This window comes from Ruegeria sp. CF2 (assembly GCF_056537385.1).
This window is the reverse complement of the sequence record NZ_JBQFRL010000001.1, coordinates 540,877-556,687: the sequence shown is the minus strand read 5'-3', so window position 1 is coordinate 556,687 and position 15,811 is coordinate 540,877. Positions and strand designations below refer to the sequence as shown.

General features: G+C 64.1%; 14 protein-coding genes. 5 read left to right on the top strand and 9 right to left on the bottom strand.

Annotation, left to right across the window (positions count from 1 at the left end):
* Window positions 1-6 precede the first annotated feature (6 nt).
* The 5 genes from ACR0IR_RS02700 to ACR0IR_RS02680 are packed head-to-tail and all read right to left on the bottom strand — an operon-like array spanning window position 7 to window position 6,297.
* The gene (locus ACR0IR_RS02700; protein ID WP_170364496.1) at window positions 7-1,938 is read right to left on the bottom strand and encodes an acetyl/propionyl/methylcrotonyl-CoA carboxylase subunit alpha; all 1,932 of its coding nucleotides are present in this window, start codon (window positions 1,936-1,938) and stop codon (window positions 7-9) included.
* 5 nt (window positions 1,939-1,943) lie between these two features.
* Window positions 1,944-2,360 carry an ASCH domain-containing protein gene (locus ACR0IR_RS02695; protein WP_170364498.1) on the bottom strand — a complete coding sequence of 139 codons (417 nt, stop codon included), beginning with the start codon at window positions 2,358-2,360 and terminating at the stop codon, window positions 1,944-1,946.
* 13 nt (window positions 2,361-2,373) lie between these two features.
* Window positions 2,374-3,978, bottom strand: a complete 1,605-nt coding sequence (locus ACR0IR_RS02690; RefSeq protein WP_170364500.1) for a carboxyl transferase domain-containing protein — start codon at window positions 3,976-3,978, stop codon at window positions 2,374-2,376.
* Window positions 3,975-4,775 carry a hypothetical protein gene (locus tag ACR0IR_RS02685; protein WP_170340378.1) on the bottom strand — a complete coding sequence of 267 codons (801 nt, stop codon included), beginning with the start codon at window positions 4,773-4,775 and terminating at the stop codon, window positions 3,975-3,977. The genes ACR0IR_RS02690 and ACR0IR_RS02685 overlap by 4 nt, the downstream gene beginning before the upstream one ends.
* Window positions 4,765-6,297, bottom strand: coding sequence for an AMP-binding protein (locus tag ACR0IR_RS02680; RefSeq protein ID WP_170364501.1), 1,533 nt, complete (start codon window positions 6,295-6,297; stop codon window positions 4,765-4,767). Before ACR0IR_RS02680 ends, ACR0IR_RS02685 begins: the two co-directional genes overlap by 11 nt.
* 136 nt (window positions 6,298-6,433) lie before the next feature.
* Here ACR0IR_RS02680 and ACR0IR_RS02675 point away from each other — a divergent pair, with 136 nt between their 5' ends.
* Entirely contained in the window at window positions 6,434-7,039 is a 606-nt protein-coding gene (locus ACR0IR_RS02675) for an OmpW/AlkL family protein (RefSeq protein WP_170357333.1), read from the top strand.
* 51 nt (window positions 7,040-7,090) lie between these two features.
* Here the strand turns inward: ACR0IR_RS02675 and ACR0IR_RS02670 are convergent, their stop codons facing one another.
* The 3 genes from ACR0IR_RS02670 to ACR0IR_RS02660 form a co-directional block, all read right to left on the bottom strand.
* Complete coding sequence (locus ACR0IR_RS02670; protein WP_170340987.1) at window positions 7,091-8,254, bottom strand: isovaleryl-CoA dehydrogenase; 1,164 nt, start codon at window positions 8,252-8,254, stop codon at window positions 7,091-7,093.
* 156 nt (window positions 8,255-8,410) lie between these two features.
* Window positions 8,411-9,601: a DegT/DnrJ/EryC1/StrS family aminotransferase gene (locus ACR0IR_RS02665; protein ID WP_170364503.1), complete on the bottom strand. Its 1,191-nt coding sequence runs from the start codon at window positions 9,599-9,601 to the stop codon at window positions 8,411-8,413.
* 40 nt (window positions 9,602-9,641) lie between these two features.
* Window positions 9,642-10,313, bottom strand: a complete 672-nt coding sequence (locus tag ACR0IR_RS02660; protein WP_170364505.1) for an HAD-IA family hydrolase — start codon at window positions 10,311-10,313, stop codon at window positions 9,642-9,644.
* Between the two features lie 133 nt (window positions 10,314-10,446).
* Between ACR0IR_RS02660 and glmU the strand changes: the two genes are divergently transcribed.
* From glmU to ACR0IR_RS02645, 3 genes are read left to right on the top strand one after another with little or no spacing between them, the layout of a single operon-like run.
* Complete coding sequence (gene glmU / locus ACR0IR_RS02655; RefSeq protein ID WP_170364507.1) at window positions 10,447-11,799, top strand: bifunctional UDP-N-acetylglucosamine diphosphorylase/glucosamine-1-phosphate N-acetyltransferase GlmU; 1,353 nt, start codon at window positions 10,447-10,449, stop codon at window positions 11,797-11,799.
* 4 nt (window positions 11,800-11,803) lie between these two features.
* Window positions 11,804-13,627, top strand: a complete 1,824-nt coding sequence (gene glmS, locus ACR0IR_RS02650) for a glutamine--fructose-6-phosphate transaminase (isomerizing) (RefSeq protein WP_170364509.1) — start codon at window positions 11,804-11,806, stop codon at window positions 13,625-13,627.
* A gap of 6 nt (window positions 13,628-13,633) precedes the next feature.
* Window positions 13,634-14,320, top strand: coding sequence for a DNA alkylation repair protein (locus tag ACR0IR_RS02645; protein WP_170364511.1), 687 nt, complete (start codon window positions 13,634-13,636; stop codon window positions 14,318-14,320).
* On the opposite strand, the gene ACR0IR_RS02640 is transcribed toward ACR0IR_RS02645, so the two are convergent.
* On the bottom strand, window positions 14,308-14,712 hold the full coding sequence (locus ACR0IR_RS02640; protein WP_170364513.1) for a hypothetical protein: 405 nt from the start codon (window positions 14,710-14,712) through the stop codon (window positions 14,308-14,310). The two genes, ACR0IR_RS02645 and ACR0IR_RS02640, sit on opposite strands and share 13 nt — an antisense overlap.
* A gap of 91 nt (window positions 14,713-14,803) precedes the next feature.
* On the opposite strand from ACR0IR_RS02640, the gene moaA reads away from it, so the two are divergent.
* Window positions 14,804-15,811: a GTP 3',8-cyclase MoaA gene (gene moaA / locus ACR0IR_RS02635; RefSeq protein ID WP_170364515.1), complete on the top strand. Its 1,008-nt coding sequence runs from the start codon at window positions 14,804-14,806 to the stop codon at window positions 15,809-15,811.

Sequence of the window (15,811 nt, the reverse complement as noted above, 5' to 3'; positions counted from 1 at the left end):
AGGGTTTCAGTCGTCTTCCAGCCGGACCAGCGCCGCGCCGGCCTCGACCTGCGATCCGGCCTCGGCCAGAACCTCGGCCACGACACCGTCGCGGGCGGCCAACAGCGAATGCTCCATCTTCATGGCCTCGAGGACGGCCAGCCGGTCGCCTTCCTTCACCGCCTGCCCCGGCGCGGCGAACACCGCCTTGACCAGCCCGGGCATCGGCGCCTCGACCACGTTGGTATCACCGGCGGCGCTGACATCGCGGTCCAGCGGGTCCAGCACCTCGAAGCTGACGCCATAGGCGTCGAACACGGTGACATCGTGGCCCGCAATCGCAACCGGAGGCATCGGCTGGCCGTCGATGATCCAGCGGCCGTTGACCCGTTCGGCGATCACGCTGGTACCGTCGACCTGCCAGTCCTGCCGGTCCGGCCCTGCGACCTGGACGTCCATATCCAGAACCTCGCCGTCGCGCTTCAGCTGAAGCGCCCGGTGCAGCCGGGCCCAGAGGGTAAACCCGGTGTCCTCGGAGGGTTTGTCCAGCCCGGTCGCGGCCATCGCCGCCGCAACGGTCACTGCCGGGGTGACGGCCGGTTCGCGCACCAGATCGTCCAGATCGCGGCCGATCAACCCGGTATCGACATCACCCGCCGCAAACCCGGCGTGCCGGGTGAGTGCGCCCAGGAAAGACAGGTTGGTGACGGTTCCCGCCACCTGCGTCCGGCGCAGCGTGCGGTGCAGTTGTTCCAGCGCCACCGCGCGGGTCGGGCCGTGCACGATCACCTTGGCGATCATCGGGTCATACCATGGGCTGATCGTGTCACCCGCACGCACGCCGCTGTCGGCGCGGCAGCCGTGCGGAAACTCCAGATGGGTCAGGGTGCCCGTGGCGGGCAGGAACCCCTTGGGCACGTCCTCGGCATAGAGCCGGGCTTCGAAGGCATGGCCGTTGATCGAAAGCTCTGCCTGCCGCTTGGGCAGGCTTTCCCCGGCCGCAACCCGCAACTGCCATTCGACCAGGTCGATACCGGTGATGGCCTCGGTCACCGGGTGTTCGACCTGCAGGCGGGTGTTCATCTCCATGAACCAGAACCGGTCGGGGCGCAACCCGTCCGAGGCATCGACGATGAACTCCACGGTACCCGCGCCCTTGTAGCCGATGGCCTCGGCCGCGCGCACGCCCGCCTGGCCCATCGCTTCGCGCATCTTAGGGGTCATGCCGGGCGCGGGGGCTTCCTCGATCACCTTCTGGTGGCGGCGCTGCAGCGAGCAGTCACGCTCAAACAGATGCACGGCATGGGTGCCGTCGCCAAAGACCTGAACCTCGATATGGCGGGGCTTGGCAACAAATTTCTCGACCAGAACGGCATCATTGCCAAAGGCGGTTCGGGCCTCGCCCCGGGCACTGTCCAGAGCGGCCGCGAAATCCGCCGGCCTCTCGACCAGCCGCATCCCCTTGCCGCCACCGCCGGCCACCGCCTTGATCAGAACCGGATAGCCGATGGTATCGGCCGCGCCGGCCAGATGCTCGGGGTCCTGGTTGTCGCCGTGATAGCCGGGCACGACCGGGACGCCGGCTTGCTCCATCAGCGCCTTGGCCGCATCTTTGAGGCCCATCTTGCGGATCGCCTCCGCCGATGGGCCGATGAAGGTCAGGCCCGCCGCCTGCACCGCATCGACGAAATCGGGGTTCTCGGACAGAAACCCATAGCCGGGGTGGATCGCCTGCGCGCCGGTATCCAGTGCGGCCTGAATGATCACGTCGCCTTTCAGATAGCTGTCGGCCGGAGCCGCTCCGCCGATATGCACGGCCTCATCCGCCATCTGCACATGTTTGGCGGCTGCGTCCGCATCCGAGTACACGGCAACGCAGGCCACGCCCATCTTGTGCGCGGTTTTGATGACCCGGCAGGCAATCTCGCCCCGGTTGGCGATCAGGATCTTGTCAAACATGGCCGTTACCCTTTCCCTGCCAGATCTTCCACAAGGCGAAACCGTTCGCAGACCAACTCCATCTTCGGGTCGAAGCCGCCGTTTCGTTCGAAATATCTGCGATGATCCTCGCGCCAGCCTTCCAGGCTGTCGTTTTCGCCCTCGGCCAGGGCAAATGCCTCGTCCACATCGCAATAGCGCCGGACCGTCACCTCGACCGTTTCGATGACCAGCGCGGGCCGTCCGTCCCAGTCCAAGGCGATGTCGCGGCGACCTGCCTGCGGCATTGCCTCGCCACCCGCCGCAAAGTCCCGCAACGCGCCGCAGGTCGCGGTCTTGCGTCCCGAGCGGACCAGAGCCAGCAATTCGTCGCACAATGCGCGGTTGTCGCCGAACTGAAAGGTCTCGGCCCCCGGATATCTTTCTTTCAAGCTCTCCAGCATCAAACCGCCCCTTCTACATCCGGAACACGCCAAAGCGCGTGTCCTCAATCGGGACGTTGAACGCGGCGCTCAGCGACAGGGCCAGCACGTCGCGGCTTTTGCGCGGGTCGATGATGCCGTCATCCCACAGCCGGGCAGAGGCATAAAGCGGGTGCGACTGCTCCTCGAACATCTCGAGCGTCGGGCGTTTGAACTCGGCCTCTTCCTGGGCCGACCATGTGCCGCCCTGCCGTTCGATCCCGTCGCGCTTGACCGTTGCCAGAACACCGGCGGCCTGCTCGCCGCCCATGACCGAGATGCGGCTGTTCGGCCAAGTCCACAGGAACCGCGGCTGATAGGCGCGGCCTGCCATGCCATAGTTCCCGGCCCCGAAAGAGCCGCCCACCAGCATGGTGATCTTGGGCACGTTTGTGGTGGCCACGGCGGTCACCATCTTGGCGCCGTGGCGCGCGATGCCTTCGTTCTCGTACTTGCGGCCCACCATGAAGCCGGTGATGTTTTGCAGAAAGACCAGCGGGATCTTGCGCTGGCTGCACAGTTCGACGAAATGAGCGCCTTTCTGCGCGGCCTCGGAAAACAGCACGCCGTTGTTGGCGACGATGCCGACGGGGCAGCCTTTGACATGGGCAAAGCCGGTCACCAACGTTTCACCGAACCGCGGCTTGAACTCGTCAAAGCGCGAGCCATCGACCAAGCGCGCGATCACCTCGCGGATGTCATACGGGGTGCGTAGATCGGCCGGGACGACGCCCAGAATTTCCTCGGGGTCATAAGCCGGGTCTTCGGGGCTGGCCCAATCCACCGTCTGCGGCCTGTGTCGGTTCAGCGACCCAATCGCCCGGCGGGCCAGAGCCAGCGCGTGCGCGTCGTCCTCGGCCAGATAGTCGGCCACGCCGGACAGGCGCGTGTGCACGTCGCCGCCGCCCAGGTCCTCGGCGCTGACGACCTCGCCCGTCGCCGCCTTGACCAGCGGCGGGCCGGCCAGAAAGATCGTGCCCTGTTCCTTGACGATGATCGTCACATCGGACATGGCCGGCACATAGGCGCCGCCCGCGGTGCACGAGCCCATCACCACGGCAATCTGCGGGATGCCCTTGGCGCTCATCCGTGCCTGGTTGTAGAAGATGCGGCCGAAATGGTCGCGGTCGGGAAAGACCTCATCCTGGTTGGGCAGGTTCGCGCCGCCGCTGTCCACCAGATAGATGCAGGGCAGATGGTTTTCCTCGGCGATCTCCTGCGCGCGCAGGTGCTTTTTGACCGTCATCGGATAATAGGTACCGCCCTTCACGGTCGCGTCGTTGCAGACCACCATGACCTCTTGCCCCTGCACCCGGCCGATCCCCGCGATCACGCCGGCACAGGGGGCCGCGCCACCATACATGCCATGCGCCGCCGTCGCGCCGATTTCGAGGAACGGAGACCCCGGGTCCAGCAAGTTCGCCACCCGCCGGCGCGGCAGCATCTTGCCCCGCGACACATGGCGATCGCGCGATTTCTCGCCCCCGCCCATACGCGCGGCCTCGGCGGCCTCAGATATCTGCGCCAGCGCGTCGAGGTGCGCGGCTCGGTTTTGCTTGAAGCCATCGGACGAGGGCAAAGCGGAAGATCGCAGCTTCATCTGGTATACTCTCTCAGAAATTCGCGAACGGGGTTTTCGCTGACGCCAAAGCTCTGCATGATGCGCGCATAGCCCTGCGACACGTTGCTGGAGCAGACGGTGTCCAGCTTCTTGATTTCCGGCTCTTCGAGGAAGTCCTCAAGGTCCCACATCGGAACCATGAAATAATACTCGAACGGCTGCATCTCGGCCGCCATTTCCATCGCCTCGACGGCCTGGTCCTGTTCACCCCGGCACAGATAGGCCAGCGACAGGTTACGATAGGCGCTCCCGAGGCTCTCATAGTCGTCGTCTGCCTCGTATTGGCTGACCGCAAGCTTGAGCCGCCCCACGACCTGACGGTCGAAATACCCGTCATCCGCCTGTGCCTCGGGCAGGAACATTGCGACATAGGCCAGCTTCTCGTCGTGCCAGCCGTCGGTCTGCATCTCGTTGCTGAAGACGCTGTGCAGCATCCGGATTTCCGGTTCGAATTTCAGGGTGCCGTCGGAATCGGCCACCGCATCCAGATAGTTGTCGTAGAACGCGATCCTGCGTTTGTCTTCAGCGTCCAGCCTGGCGACCCGATCGGCGATCTTGCGCAATTCCGATATGGCCTCATCCGGGTAGCCGTATAAAACCAGAAGGTCGGCCAATTGCAGTTTTTCGATGACGGCGATCTTTTCTTCGACCGCTTTGTCGATCGTGTCGTGCATCCACGTTTCGAAATAGGTCTTTCCGGCCCACACGGCCCCGATGACCGCGATGACGGTCGCGCTGAACTCAATTCCGGTCCGGACGCTGGATTTATCTGCCATGGCACATCTCCTCGGACGCGCGACGTTTCAATTCCTTGCGAATGACTTTTCCCGTTACGGTCAAAGGCAAGTCTTGCACAAAAGCCACCTCTCGCGGGTAGGAATAATGCGCCAGACGGTCCTTGACCCAATCCTGCAGCTCTTGTTCCGAGGCCTCGGACCCCGGTTTCAACACCACATAGGCCTTCACGATCTCGGTCCGCAGCGGATCAGGCTTGCCGACCACGCCTACGGTGGCCACCGCCGGATGGGTCAGCAGGCAATCCTCGATCTCGGCCGGGCCGATGCGATATCCGGCCGAGGTGATCACGTCATCCTCGCGGCCGACAAAGCGCAGATAGTCGTCCTCCCACACGCCGCGGTCACCGGTGATCAGCCAATCACCGCGAAACTTCTCGGCCGTGGCCTGCGGGTTGTTCCAGTATTCCAGCAGCATCGAGGCTGAACCGCGCCGGATGGCCACATCACCCTCGGCGTCGGTCGGGTTGCCGTCCGCGTCTATCACCGCGACCTCATGCCCCGGCACCGGTTTGCCGATGCAGCCCGGGCGCGCGGGGAAATCCTCGGCGCAGGAGGAAACCACCATATTGCATTCGGTCTGGCCATAGAATTCGTTGATCGTCAGGCCAAAGGCCCGCTGTCCCCACGCCAGCATTTCCGCGCCCAGCGGCTCTCCGCCCGAAGCCACGGACCGCAGGCCGGGGATCGTCACATCCGCGGCCTTGAGCATCCGCAGCGCCGTGGGCGGAAAGAACACGTTGCGCACGCCGCCGCGCGCGATCACATCCGCGCAGGCCTGCGGGGTAAACTTGTCGAGCCGCGCGGCGACAACCGGAATGCCCAGCGCCAGCCCCGGCATCAGCACGTCGAACAACCCGCCGATCCAGGCCCAGTCGGCCGGCGTCCACAGGCAGTCACCCGCGCGCAGGTGGTTGTGGCTGATCGAAACGCCCGGCAGATGTCCGGTCAGCACCCGGTGCCCGTGCAGCGCGCCCTTGGGCTTGCCCGTCGTGCCCGAGGTATAGATCAGCACCGCCGGATCCTCGGGACCGGTGTCAGCAAAATCCACGGCAGGCCCGTCCGCCCCAAGCTCGGACACGATCAGCGGCTGCGCCAGATCACCCAGCATATCCGCGCCCTCGCCGTCGGTCAGCACATACCCGGCCCCCGCATCGCCGAGGCGCGAGGCCAGGGCATCGCGTTTGAACAGCTTGAACAACGGCACCGAGATTGCCCCAATCTTCCAGATGGCCAGATGCGCCGCCGCGCTCCACGGCGACTGGCTGAGCAGCACGCCGACCCGGTCGCCGGGTTGCACCCTGCCCAGCAACCCGCGCGCCAGCCGGTCGGTCATTTGTTCCAGTTCACCATAGGTGATCTCGGTCGTAGCCTCGGAAGACAGATCGAGGATCGCCACCTGCTCAGTAGGCCGCGACAGGCACTGACGTGCCATGTTCAGCCTGGGCGGAATGTCCCAGCTGCCACCAGACCGCAAACCCGGTATGACCTCAGCGGGACGCATGGCGTTTTTCCCTTAAATTTAAGCGACTTGCCGCGCCAAATTGAATATCGAACATCAACGAAACTTGATGCAGATCAGAGTGGCCGCCCCGTCCTGCAGGCATGGTCGGCTTGCACACAAAACCAAAGGCAAGAACATGACCAGCAAACTCGCCATTCTCACCCTTTCCACCGCGTTGGCCGCTGTTTCGGCCCCCGCATTCGCCCAGTCTCAGGGAGACTGGACCGTTGGTGTCGGTATCGGCTACCTCGACCCGAAATCCGACAACGGATCCCTCGCCGGCTTCAGCGCCGACGTCGACTCGGACACCCGCCCGATCTTCACCGCCGAGTATTTCATTCGTGACAATCTGGGCATCGAGCTTTTGGCCGCAACGCCGTTCAGCCATGACATCACGCTGGGCGGAAGTGTCGACGCGGGCAGCGTCAAGCACCTGCCGCCCACACTGTCGCTGAACTACCACTTTGCAACCAGCAGCGCCTGGAAACCCTATGTCGGCGCCGGTTTGAACTACACCGTGTTCTTTGACGAGGAATCGCCGCTGGGCGATCTGAAGGTCGACGACTCGTTCGGCGTGTCGCTGCAGGCCGGCCTGGACTACATGGTCACGGACAAGGGCGCGGTTCGCCTGAACGTCCGCTGGTTCGACATCGACTCGGACGTCACCCTCAACGGAGCCGACATCGGCAAGGCCGAGATCGATCCGTGGCTGGTTGGCGTGTCCTACGTCCATCGCTTCTGATCCTTCGATCGGATACGCCTCGCCGTGACTTCGTCGGCGAGGCGTTTTTCTTCAGAGCATTTCGTTCATCAATTCGCGGCCGATCAGCATCCGGCGGATCTCGCTGGTGCCCGCGCCGATCTCCATCAGCTTGGCATCGCGGAAGATCCGGCTGACCGGCGCATCCGCCAGGAACCCGGCCCCGCCCATGGCCTGAACCGCCTGATGCGCCTGCACCATCGCCTGCTCGGACGCATAGAGACAGCACGCCGCCGCATCCTGCCGGGTCACGTCGCCCCGATCACAGGCCTTGGCGACCTCGTAGACATACGCCCGGGCCGAATTCATCGCGGTGTACATGTCGGCGATCTTGCCCTGCATCAGCTGGAAGGTTCCGATCGGTTTGCCGAACTGCTTGCGCTCGGCCAGATAGGGCATGATCTCGTCCAGGCAGGCAGCCATGATGCCGGTGCCAATCCCGGCCAGAACCACGCGCTCATAGTCGAGGCCCGACATCAGAACCGCAACGCCCTTGCCTTCTTCGCCCAGCACGTTCTCGAAAGGCACCTCGACATCTTCGAAGATCAGCTCGGCCGTGTTCGAACCGCGCATACCCAGCTTGTCGAAATGGGGCGAGGTCGAGAACCCTTTCATCTCTTTCTCGATCAGGAAGGCCGTGATGCCCTTGGACCCGGCCTCGGGGTCGGTCTTGGCATAGACGACCAGCGTATCGGCATCCGGCCCGTTGGTGATCCAGTATTTGTTGCCGTTCAGGCGGTAATGGTCGTTGCGCTTTTCCGCCCGCAGCTTCATCGACACAACATCAGACCCCGCGCCGGGTTCCGACATTGCCAGGGCACCTACGTGTTCGCCCGAAATCAGGCGCGGCAGGTATTTCTGCTTCTGCTCTTCAGTGCCGTTCAGCTTGATCTGGTTGACGCAGAGGTTGGAATGCGCCCCGTAGGACAGCGCCACCGATGCCGAAGCGCGTGCGATTTCTTCAACCGCGATCGTATGCGCCAGATAGGTCATTTCGGCGCCTCCATACTGTTCGGGAACGGTTACGCCCAGCAGACCGAGTTCACCCATTTCCTTCCACAGCTCGTTAGGAAACGCGTTCGTCTTGTCGATCTCGGCCGCCATCGGCTTGACCCGCTCCTGCGCCCAGCGGTGCACCATCTCGCGCAGCGCGTTCACATCTTCACCCAGATCGAATTGCATTGTCGCCGTGAACATCCGCGCTCTCCTCTTTCGCGTTAATGAACAGGTGTTCAATAAACTGATACAGACCTTTCCCCGCGCGGTCAATCATCGCGTGACCCAAATGAAAAAGCCGCCCCAAGGCGGCTTTTGCAGGGTTCGAGCATGCGCCGCATGGCGCACTCGATTGATTTACTGTTGGAAAACAGCGCCGACCTCGGCGCGGATGATGCCGGCAATCAGGCGGCAATCGTCCAGCGAGAAGGTCAGCGGAACGCGCATGTCGATGATCCCGCGCAGAATCCGGTCGGTCTCGGGCATCCGCTCCGACTCGGCATAGCGCCAACTGTCATAGCGCGAGGTGAACCCGGTCGGCTCGGCCCCGCCGAACCATTTCAGCTCGACCCCGCGATCTGCGCAGCGCCGCAAAACCTCGGCGATTTGCTCAGGCGCCCAATCCAGCAGCAGGAACTGGATCGACGAGCCGACATAGCTCTCCTCGGCGGGCCGCTCGACGATGGTCAGGCCGGGCGTGCCGCGCAGGCCCGACTCGATCTCGGCATAACGTTCGTTCCAGCGCCGCACCTGCCGATCCAGATCGCGCAATTGGGGCCGCAGGATCGCCGCGCGCAGATTGTCCATCCGCCCCGACACGTTCGGCGTGGTGTACTTGATCCGCTCGAACACCTCGGGACCCGGCGCCGCAAGGTGGCGTTCATACAGCATGTACGAGCCCGAAAGCATTGTGGCCTTGGCCGCCAGCATCTCGTCATCTGTAACCAGCAGACCACCCTCGCCCGAGTTCACATGTTTGTAGGTCTGGCAGGAATAGCAGCCGATCGCCCCCTGACGGCCAGACAGTTGCCCGCGCCAGGCGGCGCCCATCGTGTGGGCGCAGTCCTCGATCACCGTCACTCCGGCGGCGTCGCACATCTGCATCAACCGGTCCATGTCACACAGATGCCCGCGCATGTGGCTGAGCATCAGTACCTTGGCGCGGTCCAGCTTGGCCGCCAGATCGTCCAGATCGATGGTCAGCCCCTCGGTCACGCCCACAAATACCGGGCGCGCATTGACCGAGGCGATCGCCCCCGGCACCGGGGCCAGAGTGAAGGCGTTGGTCAGAACCGCATCCCCCGGCTGGACCCCCACGGCACGCAGGGCCGTGGCCAGCGCATAGCCACCCGATGCCACGGCCAGACAGTATTTCGCGCCTATCTGCGCGGCAAATTCCTGTTCCAACAGAGCTGTTTCGCTCAGCTCTCCCGGGGCCACGTTGTAGCGGTGCAACCGCCCGTGACGCAGAACGGCCAGCGCAGCCTCGATCGCCTCGTCGGGGATCGGCTCCTGCTGGGTGAAACTGCCAGAAAATCGCTCGGTCATGGCGTCGTTTGTGGGGCCAGTCGCAGCGCGGGTCAAGGGATCAGACCGCCGCGCTCACAAGCTCGGCGACGATTGCGGGCAGATCGTCGAAATGGTGCAGCAGCGCCTCGGGCTGCAGCGCGGCCATGTCATCGCCGGATGGGCCGAAGGTCACAAGGATCGAAGGCACCCCTGCGGCCCGGGCCGTGTTACGGTCGGTATCCGAGTCGCCCACCAGTATGCAGTGGTCGGGAAGCCCGCCGGCCCGGCGCGCCGCTTCACGCAGCGGCGCGGGGTCGGGCTTGCGCACCGGCAGCGTGTCCGCCCCCACCAACGAGCCAAACAACGCCCGCGCTCCCAGCCGCGTCATCAGCAGCTCGGCCAGCGCCTCGGGCTTGTTGGTGCAGATGCCGACACCGTATCCGGCGGCCTTCAGCGCCTCGACCGCCTGCAGCGCGCCGGGATAGAAGGTGGTGTGGGTGTCGATCGCCTGCCCATAGGCCTCGAGCAGGACCGGGTAATAGGCGTTCACGGTCTCTTCGTCATAGGCGCCCACGCGTTTCAGCCCGTGGGTCAGCATCATCCGCCCGCCGCGCAAAGCCACCGCCGCATCCTGCCCGTGCACCAGCACGTCGCCATGCCCCATCTGCCGGAAACAATGGTTGGCCGCCGCCAGCAGATCGCCCGACGTATCGGCCAAAGTCCCGTCCAGATCGAAGATGACCGTGCGCATTCTGTCTCCTTGCTCGGCAGTTTTCCGCCATGTCGTGTTGCAAACGGCAATCTTGTTTGATGGCCGAACGGCTTGCGCCTTTGCCCTCAGCGGATAAAACGGACCGCGACAAAACAAAAGAGAAAACGCATTCATGAGCACTGCCCTTGTCATCCTTGCCGCCGGAAAAGGCACCCGGATGAATTCGGATATCCCAAAGGTTCTGCACCCGATCGCCCAGGTTCCGATGCTGGTGCACGCCATGCGCGCCGGGTCGGTTCTGGCACCCGAACGCACGGCCATCGTCACCGGCCACGGCGCCGAGGCGGTGGCCAAAGTCGCGCAGGCCGAGGATGAAGACGCCCGCATCGTCGTGCAGGACCAACAGCTGGGCACCGCCCATGCCGTTGCCCAGGCGCGCGAGGCCCTGGACGGGTTCACCGGTGACGTGGTCGTTCTGTACGGCGATACCCCGTTTCTGCAGCCTGACACGCTGGAGCGCATGATCGCCGCGCGGGCTGACAACGATCTGGTGATCCTGGGCTTCGAGGCCGCCGACCCGGCCCGGTATGGCCGTTTGGTGATGAACGGAGATGCTCTGGAACGGATCGTCGAGTTCAAGGATGCGTCAGATGAAGAACGCGCCATAACTTTCTGCAACTCCGGTCTTCTGGCCTGTGACGCGGGCACCCTGTTCGACCTGATCGACGCGGTCGGAAACGACAACGCGTCGGGCGAATACTACCTGACCGACGTGGTCGAGATCGCGCGCGACCGCGGCCTGAAGGTCACCGCCGTTTCGTGCGACGAGGCGCAGACGCTGGGCGTGAACTCGCGCGCCGATCTGGCTGCTGCCGATGCCGTGTTCCAGGCCCGCGCCCGGGCCGAACTGCTGGATCTGGGCGTCACCGTGATGGACCCAGAGACGGTCTATTTGGCCGCCGACACGGTGATCGGTCGCGACACGGTGATCGAACCCAACGTGGTCTTCGGCCCCGGCGTCACCGTCGAAAGCGGCGCGACGATCCGGGCGTTTTCGCACCTCGAGGGCTGCCATGTCAGCCGAGGCGCCGTGGTCGGCCCCTATGCCCGGCTGCGCCCGGGGGCGGAACTGGCCGAGAACACCCGTATCGGCAATTTCGTCGAGATCAAGAATGCCGAAATCGCCGAGGGCGCAAAGGTCAATCACCTCAGCTATGTCGGCGATGCGTCGGTGGGCGCAGGCACGAATATCGGCGCGGGCACCATCACCTGCAACTATGATGGCGTGATGAAGCACCGCACGGTGATCGGCGAGAATGTCTTTGTCGGTTCGAACACCATGCTGGTGGCCCCGGTCACCGTGGGCAGCGGCGCGATGACGGCCACGGGCACCATCGTGACCCGCGACATCGACCCCGACGCCCTGGCGGTGGGTCGTGCCAAACAGGAAAACAAACCGGGCTATGCCCGCAAGCTGTTCGAGATGCTGAAGGCGAAAAAGGCACGCCGGGACAAGGGAGCCTGAGTAAATGTGTGGAATTGTTGGCGTATTGGGCAAGCACGAAGCGGCGCCCATTCTGGTCGAAGCACTGAAACGGCTGGAATACCGCGGCTATGACAGCGCGGGCATCGCAACCGTAAACGGCGGTAAGCTGGGCCGTCGGCGCGCGGTGGGCAAGCTGGTCAATCTCAGTGACCTTCTGGTGCATGACCCCCTGCCCGGCAAGTCGGGCATCGGGCACACGCGGTGGGCGACTCATGGCGCACCCTCGGTCAGCAACGCGCACCCGCATCAGGCCGGACCGGTTGCCGTGGTCCACAACGGCATCGTCGAGAACTATCGCGAGCTGCGGGCCGAACTGGCCGAGAACGGAATCGATTTCCAGACCGAGACCGACACCGAAACCGTCGCGTTGATGACCGAATTCTACATGAAATCGGGGCTGAGCCCGGTCGAGGCCGCCTTCAAGACCATCGACCGGCTGCAAGGTGCCTTTGCGCTGGCCTTCCTGTTCGACGGCGAGGATGACCTGATCGTCGCCGCCCGCAAGGGCTCGCCGCTGGCCATCGGGCACGGGGATGGCGAGATGTTCGTGGGCTCGGACGCCATCGCACTGGCGCCGCTGACCGACCGGATCACCTATCTGGAAGAAGGCGACCGCGCCGTGGTCACCCGCACTTCGGTCGAGATCCGCAACGAGGCCGGTGAGATCGCAAATCGCGAGATCCGCAAGATCCAGCTGGATCAGACCCGGACCGACAAGGGCGGGCACAAGCACTTCATGGCCAAGGAAATCGCCGAACAGCCGGTGGTGGTGGCCGAAGCGATCCGCTCGTACCTGCCCACCGGCGGCGACCGGGTGGTTCTGCCGGACACTGATCTTGATTTCTCCAAGCTGGACCGCCTGACCATGGTGGCCTGCGGCACGGCCTTCTATGCCTGTCTGACCGCCAAATACTGGTTCGAGCAACTGGCCCGGATGCCGGTCGAGGTCGATATCGCCAGCGAGTTCCGCTATCGTGAACCGCCGATCACCGACCGCACGCTGGCCCTCTTCGTCAGCCAGTCGGGCGAGACCGCCGACACCCTGGCCGCGCTGCGCTATTGCGAGGGCAAGGCCGACAAGATCGTTTCGGTGGTCAATGTCCCCGAAAGCTCGATCGCGCGGGAAAGCGACGTGGCACTGCCCATCCATGCCGGGGTCGAGATCGGCGTGGCCTCGACCAAGGCCTTCACCTGCCAGCTGAGCGTTCTGCTGATGCTGGCGCTCAAGGCCGCGGCCGACCGGGGCACACTGGACGACGATGCGCTGGCCGATCACGCCGCCGCGCTGCGCGGCCTGCCGACACTACTGAATGCCGCGCTGGACCAGGAGGAGGCGATCCGGAAATCCGCCCAGCGCCTGTCCGAGGCGCGCGACGTTCTATTCCTGGGACGCGGCCTGATGTACCCGCTGGCCCTCGAAGGCGCGCTGAAACTCAAGGAAATCAGCTATATCCACGCCGAGGGCTATGCCTCGGGCGAGCTGAAGCACGGCCCCATCGCCCTGATCGACAAGCACATGCCCGTGGTGGTGATGGCCCCGCGCGATGCAGTGTTCGACAAGACCGTTTCAAACATGCAAGAGGTCATGGCGCGCAAGGGCAAGGTCATTTTGGTCTCGGACGACGACGGGATCGCAGATGCCAAGGACGGGGTCTGGAGCACGATCCTCATGCCACATGCCCACGGCTCGGTCGCGCCGATCCTGTATTCGGTGCCCGCGCAACTGCTGGCCTATCACACGGCGGTCGCCAAGGGCACCGATGTGGACCAACCCCGCAACCTGGCGAAATCCGTCACGGTCGAGTAAGCCGCCATGCCGGACAGCCCTCTGGACCAGATCAAGGCACATGCCGACCCGGACCGGGCCGCCCAGATGGCGGCCTATCACAAGGTCGACCGCCCCTATCTTGGGGTACCGAACCCGGTGCTGAATGATCTGACCAAAAGCTGGCGGCAACAGATGGACGTGGGCGCCCGGGTCGCGCTGGCCGATCAGCTGTGGCAGACCAACATTCACGAGGCGCGGCTGGCCGCCGCCAAGCTGCTGACGCAGGCGCGCATCCGCCCCGATCAGGCGGTTTGGGACCTGCTGCAAAGCTGGCTGTCCGATTTCGACGCTTGGGCGGTGGCCGACCATGCCAGCATGGCCATGCAAAAGCGCCTGTGGGCCGATCCGTCGCGGCTGGATCAGGTCGAAGGCTGGACGACCTCGGATCACATGTGGACCCGACGCGCGGCACTGGTCGCCACACTGCCCTGGACCAAGCAAAACCACCCCAAGCCCGAGGACCTACAGCGCCGCGACCGCATCCTGGGTTGGGCCGCCAAGTATGTCCCCGATCGCGACTGGTTCATCCAGAAGGCGGTGGCCTGGTGGCTGCGCGACCTGTCCAAACACGATCCCAATCGGGTCCGGGCGTTTCTGGCCACGTACGGTGACGCGATGAAGCCGTTTGCCCGCAAAGAGGCCGGCAAGTACCTGAAAGATCAGTTGGAATAAACGTCCAGTTCAACCAGTTCGTCAAACGGCACCAATAGCGCACGCATCGCCTCAACCGACAGGCGGCTGCCGCCTGACGGCGCCGGTACAAGTGTGATATAGGCCTGCGCGCCCGTCTTGGGTACGACCACCCGGCCATTGATCTCAGTTTCGACCAACGGCGTTTCAAGCCAGCGTCCGGGCTTGTTCGGATCGCCCAGTCCGGCAATCGTTGTCTTGGCGCCGGCCCATCCGGTGTTCACAGCCGCAACAGGCGTTGCTTCCACCTCTTCGAGCGCAGCGGCGGTTTCTGTCGTCTGCGCAGGTTCCGCATCCGGGGCGCGATCAAGGCTTTGCCGCACCGCATCACAGCCGGTCAGAAACGCAGGAATAATGACAAACAGGTATCGCATGCAGCCAGCCTACCCCTGCCCGCGCCCGCGTTCCACCCCTCAAGCGCAGTTCTGACTTGTCGCAAGGCACGGTGCGCTTTACCTATTGGGCATGACTGCTCCGTTGATCGACCCGTTTGCCCGCGCAATCACCTATCTCCGCGTCTCCGTCACGGACCGCTGCGATTTCCGCTGTGTCTACTGCATGTCTGAAAACATGACCTTTCTGCCCAAGAAAGAGCTGCTGACGCTGGAAGAACTGGACCGGATGTGTTCGACCTTCATTCGACTGGGCGTGGAAAAGCTGCGGATCACCGGGGGCGAGCCGCTTGTGCGCCGTGGGATCATGGGGTTCTTCGACTCGATGACCCGGCATCTGGACAGCGGCGCACTGAAAGAGCTGACGCTGACCACCAATGGCTCGCAACTCGCCCGGTTCGCCGACGACCTGTATGCCTCCGGGGTGCGGCGGGTGAATGTCTCGCTCGACACGCTGGACGAGGACAAATTCGCCCAGATCACCCGTTGGGGTCGCTTGAAACAGGTCCTGGGCGGGATCGATGCCGCGCAGAAGGCCGGGTTGCGCGTCAAGATCAACGCGGTGGCCCTGAAAGGGTTCAACGAGGACGAACTGCCCAAGATCACCCGCTGGTGCGCCGAGCGCGACATGGACCTGACCTGGATCGAGGTCATGCCCATGGGTGACATCGGCAACGAGGACCGGCTGGACCAGTACTGGTCGCTGAAAGACGTGCGGGCCGAGTACGAAAACCACTATACTGTCACCGATCTGGCCGAGCGCACGGGCGGACCGGCGCGCTATGTCCGGTTGGAGGAAACCGGGCAGAAGATCGGCTTCATCACGCCGCTCAGCCATAATTTCTGTGAAAGTTGCAACCGGGTACGCCTGACCTGCACGGGCGAGTTGTACATGTGCCTGGGGCAAGAGGACATGGCCGACTTGCGCACCCCTCTGCGCGACCACCCCAACAGTGAAGAGCCACTGGAACAGGCGATCCGCGCGGCGATTACCCTCAAGCCCAAGGGCCATGATTTCGACTATTCCCGCCAGAAGATCGATGGCCAGATGAGCCGTCACATGAGCCACACGGGCGGCTGA

Coding starts and splice junctions, on each gene's coding strand:
- ACR0IR_RS02685 (WP_170340378.1), bottom strand. CDS start 4,775: ATGGCAGATAAATCCAGCGTCCGGACCGGAATTGAGTTCAGCGCGACC.
- ACR0IR_RS02695 (WP_170364498.1), bottom strand. CDS start 2,360: ATGCTGGAGAGCTTGAAAGAAAGATATCCGGGGGCCGAGACCTTTCAG.
- ACR0IR_RS02690 (WP_170364500.1), bottom strand. CDS start 3,978: ATGAAGCTGCGATCTTCCGCTTTGCCCTCGTCCGATGGCTTCAAGCAA.
- glmU (WP_170364507.1), top strand. CDS start 10,447: ATGAGCACTGCCCTTGTCATCCTTGCCGCCGGAAAAGGCACCCGGATG.
- ACR0IR_RS02660 (WP_170364505.1), bottom strand. CDS start 10,313: ATGCGCACGGTCATCTTCGATCTGGACGGGACTTTGGCCGATACGTCG.
- glmS (WP_170364509.1), top strand. CDS start 11,804: ATGTGTGGAATTGTTGGCGTATTGGGCAAGCACGAAGCGGCGCCCATT.
- ACR0IR_RS02670 (WP_170340987.1), bottom strand. CDS start 8,254: ATGTTCACGGCGACAATGCAATTCGATCTGGGTGAAGATGTGAACGCG.
- ACR0IR_RS02640 (WP_170364513.1), bottom strand. CDS start 14,712: ATGCGATACCTGTTTGTCATTATTCCTGCGTTTCTGACCGGCTGTGAT.
- ACR0IR_RS02675 (WP_170357333.1), top strand. CDS start 6,434: ATGACCAGCAAACTCGCCATTCTCACCCTTTCCACCGCGTTGGCCGCT.
- moaA (WP_170364515.1), top strand. CDS start 14,804: ATGACTGCTCCGTTGATCGACCCGTTTGCCCGCGCAATCACCTATCTC.
- ACR0IR_RS02700 (WP_170364496.1), bottom strand. CDS start 1,938: ATGTTTGACAAGATCCTGATCGCCAACCGGGGCGAGATTGCCTGCCGG.
- ACR0IR_RS02680 (WP_170364501.1), bottom strand. CDS start 6,297: ATGCGTCCCGCTGAGGTCATACCGGGTTTGCGGTCTGGTGGCAGCTGG.
- ACR0IR_RS02665 (WP_170364503.1), bottom strand. CDS start 9,601: ATGACCGAGCGATTTTCTGGCAGTTTCACCCAGCAGGAGCCGATCCCC.
- ACR0IR_RS02645 (WP_170364511.1), top strand. CDS start 13,634: ATGCCGGACAGCCCTCTGGACCAGATCAAGGCACATGCCGACCCGGAC.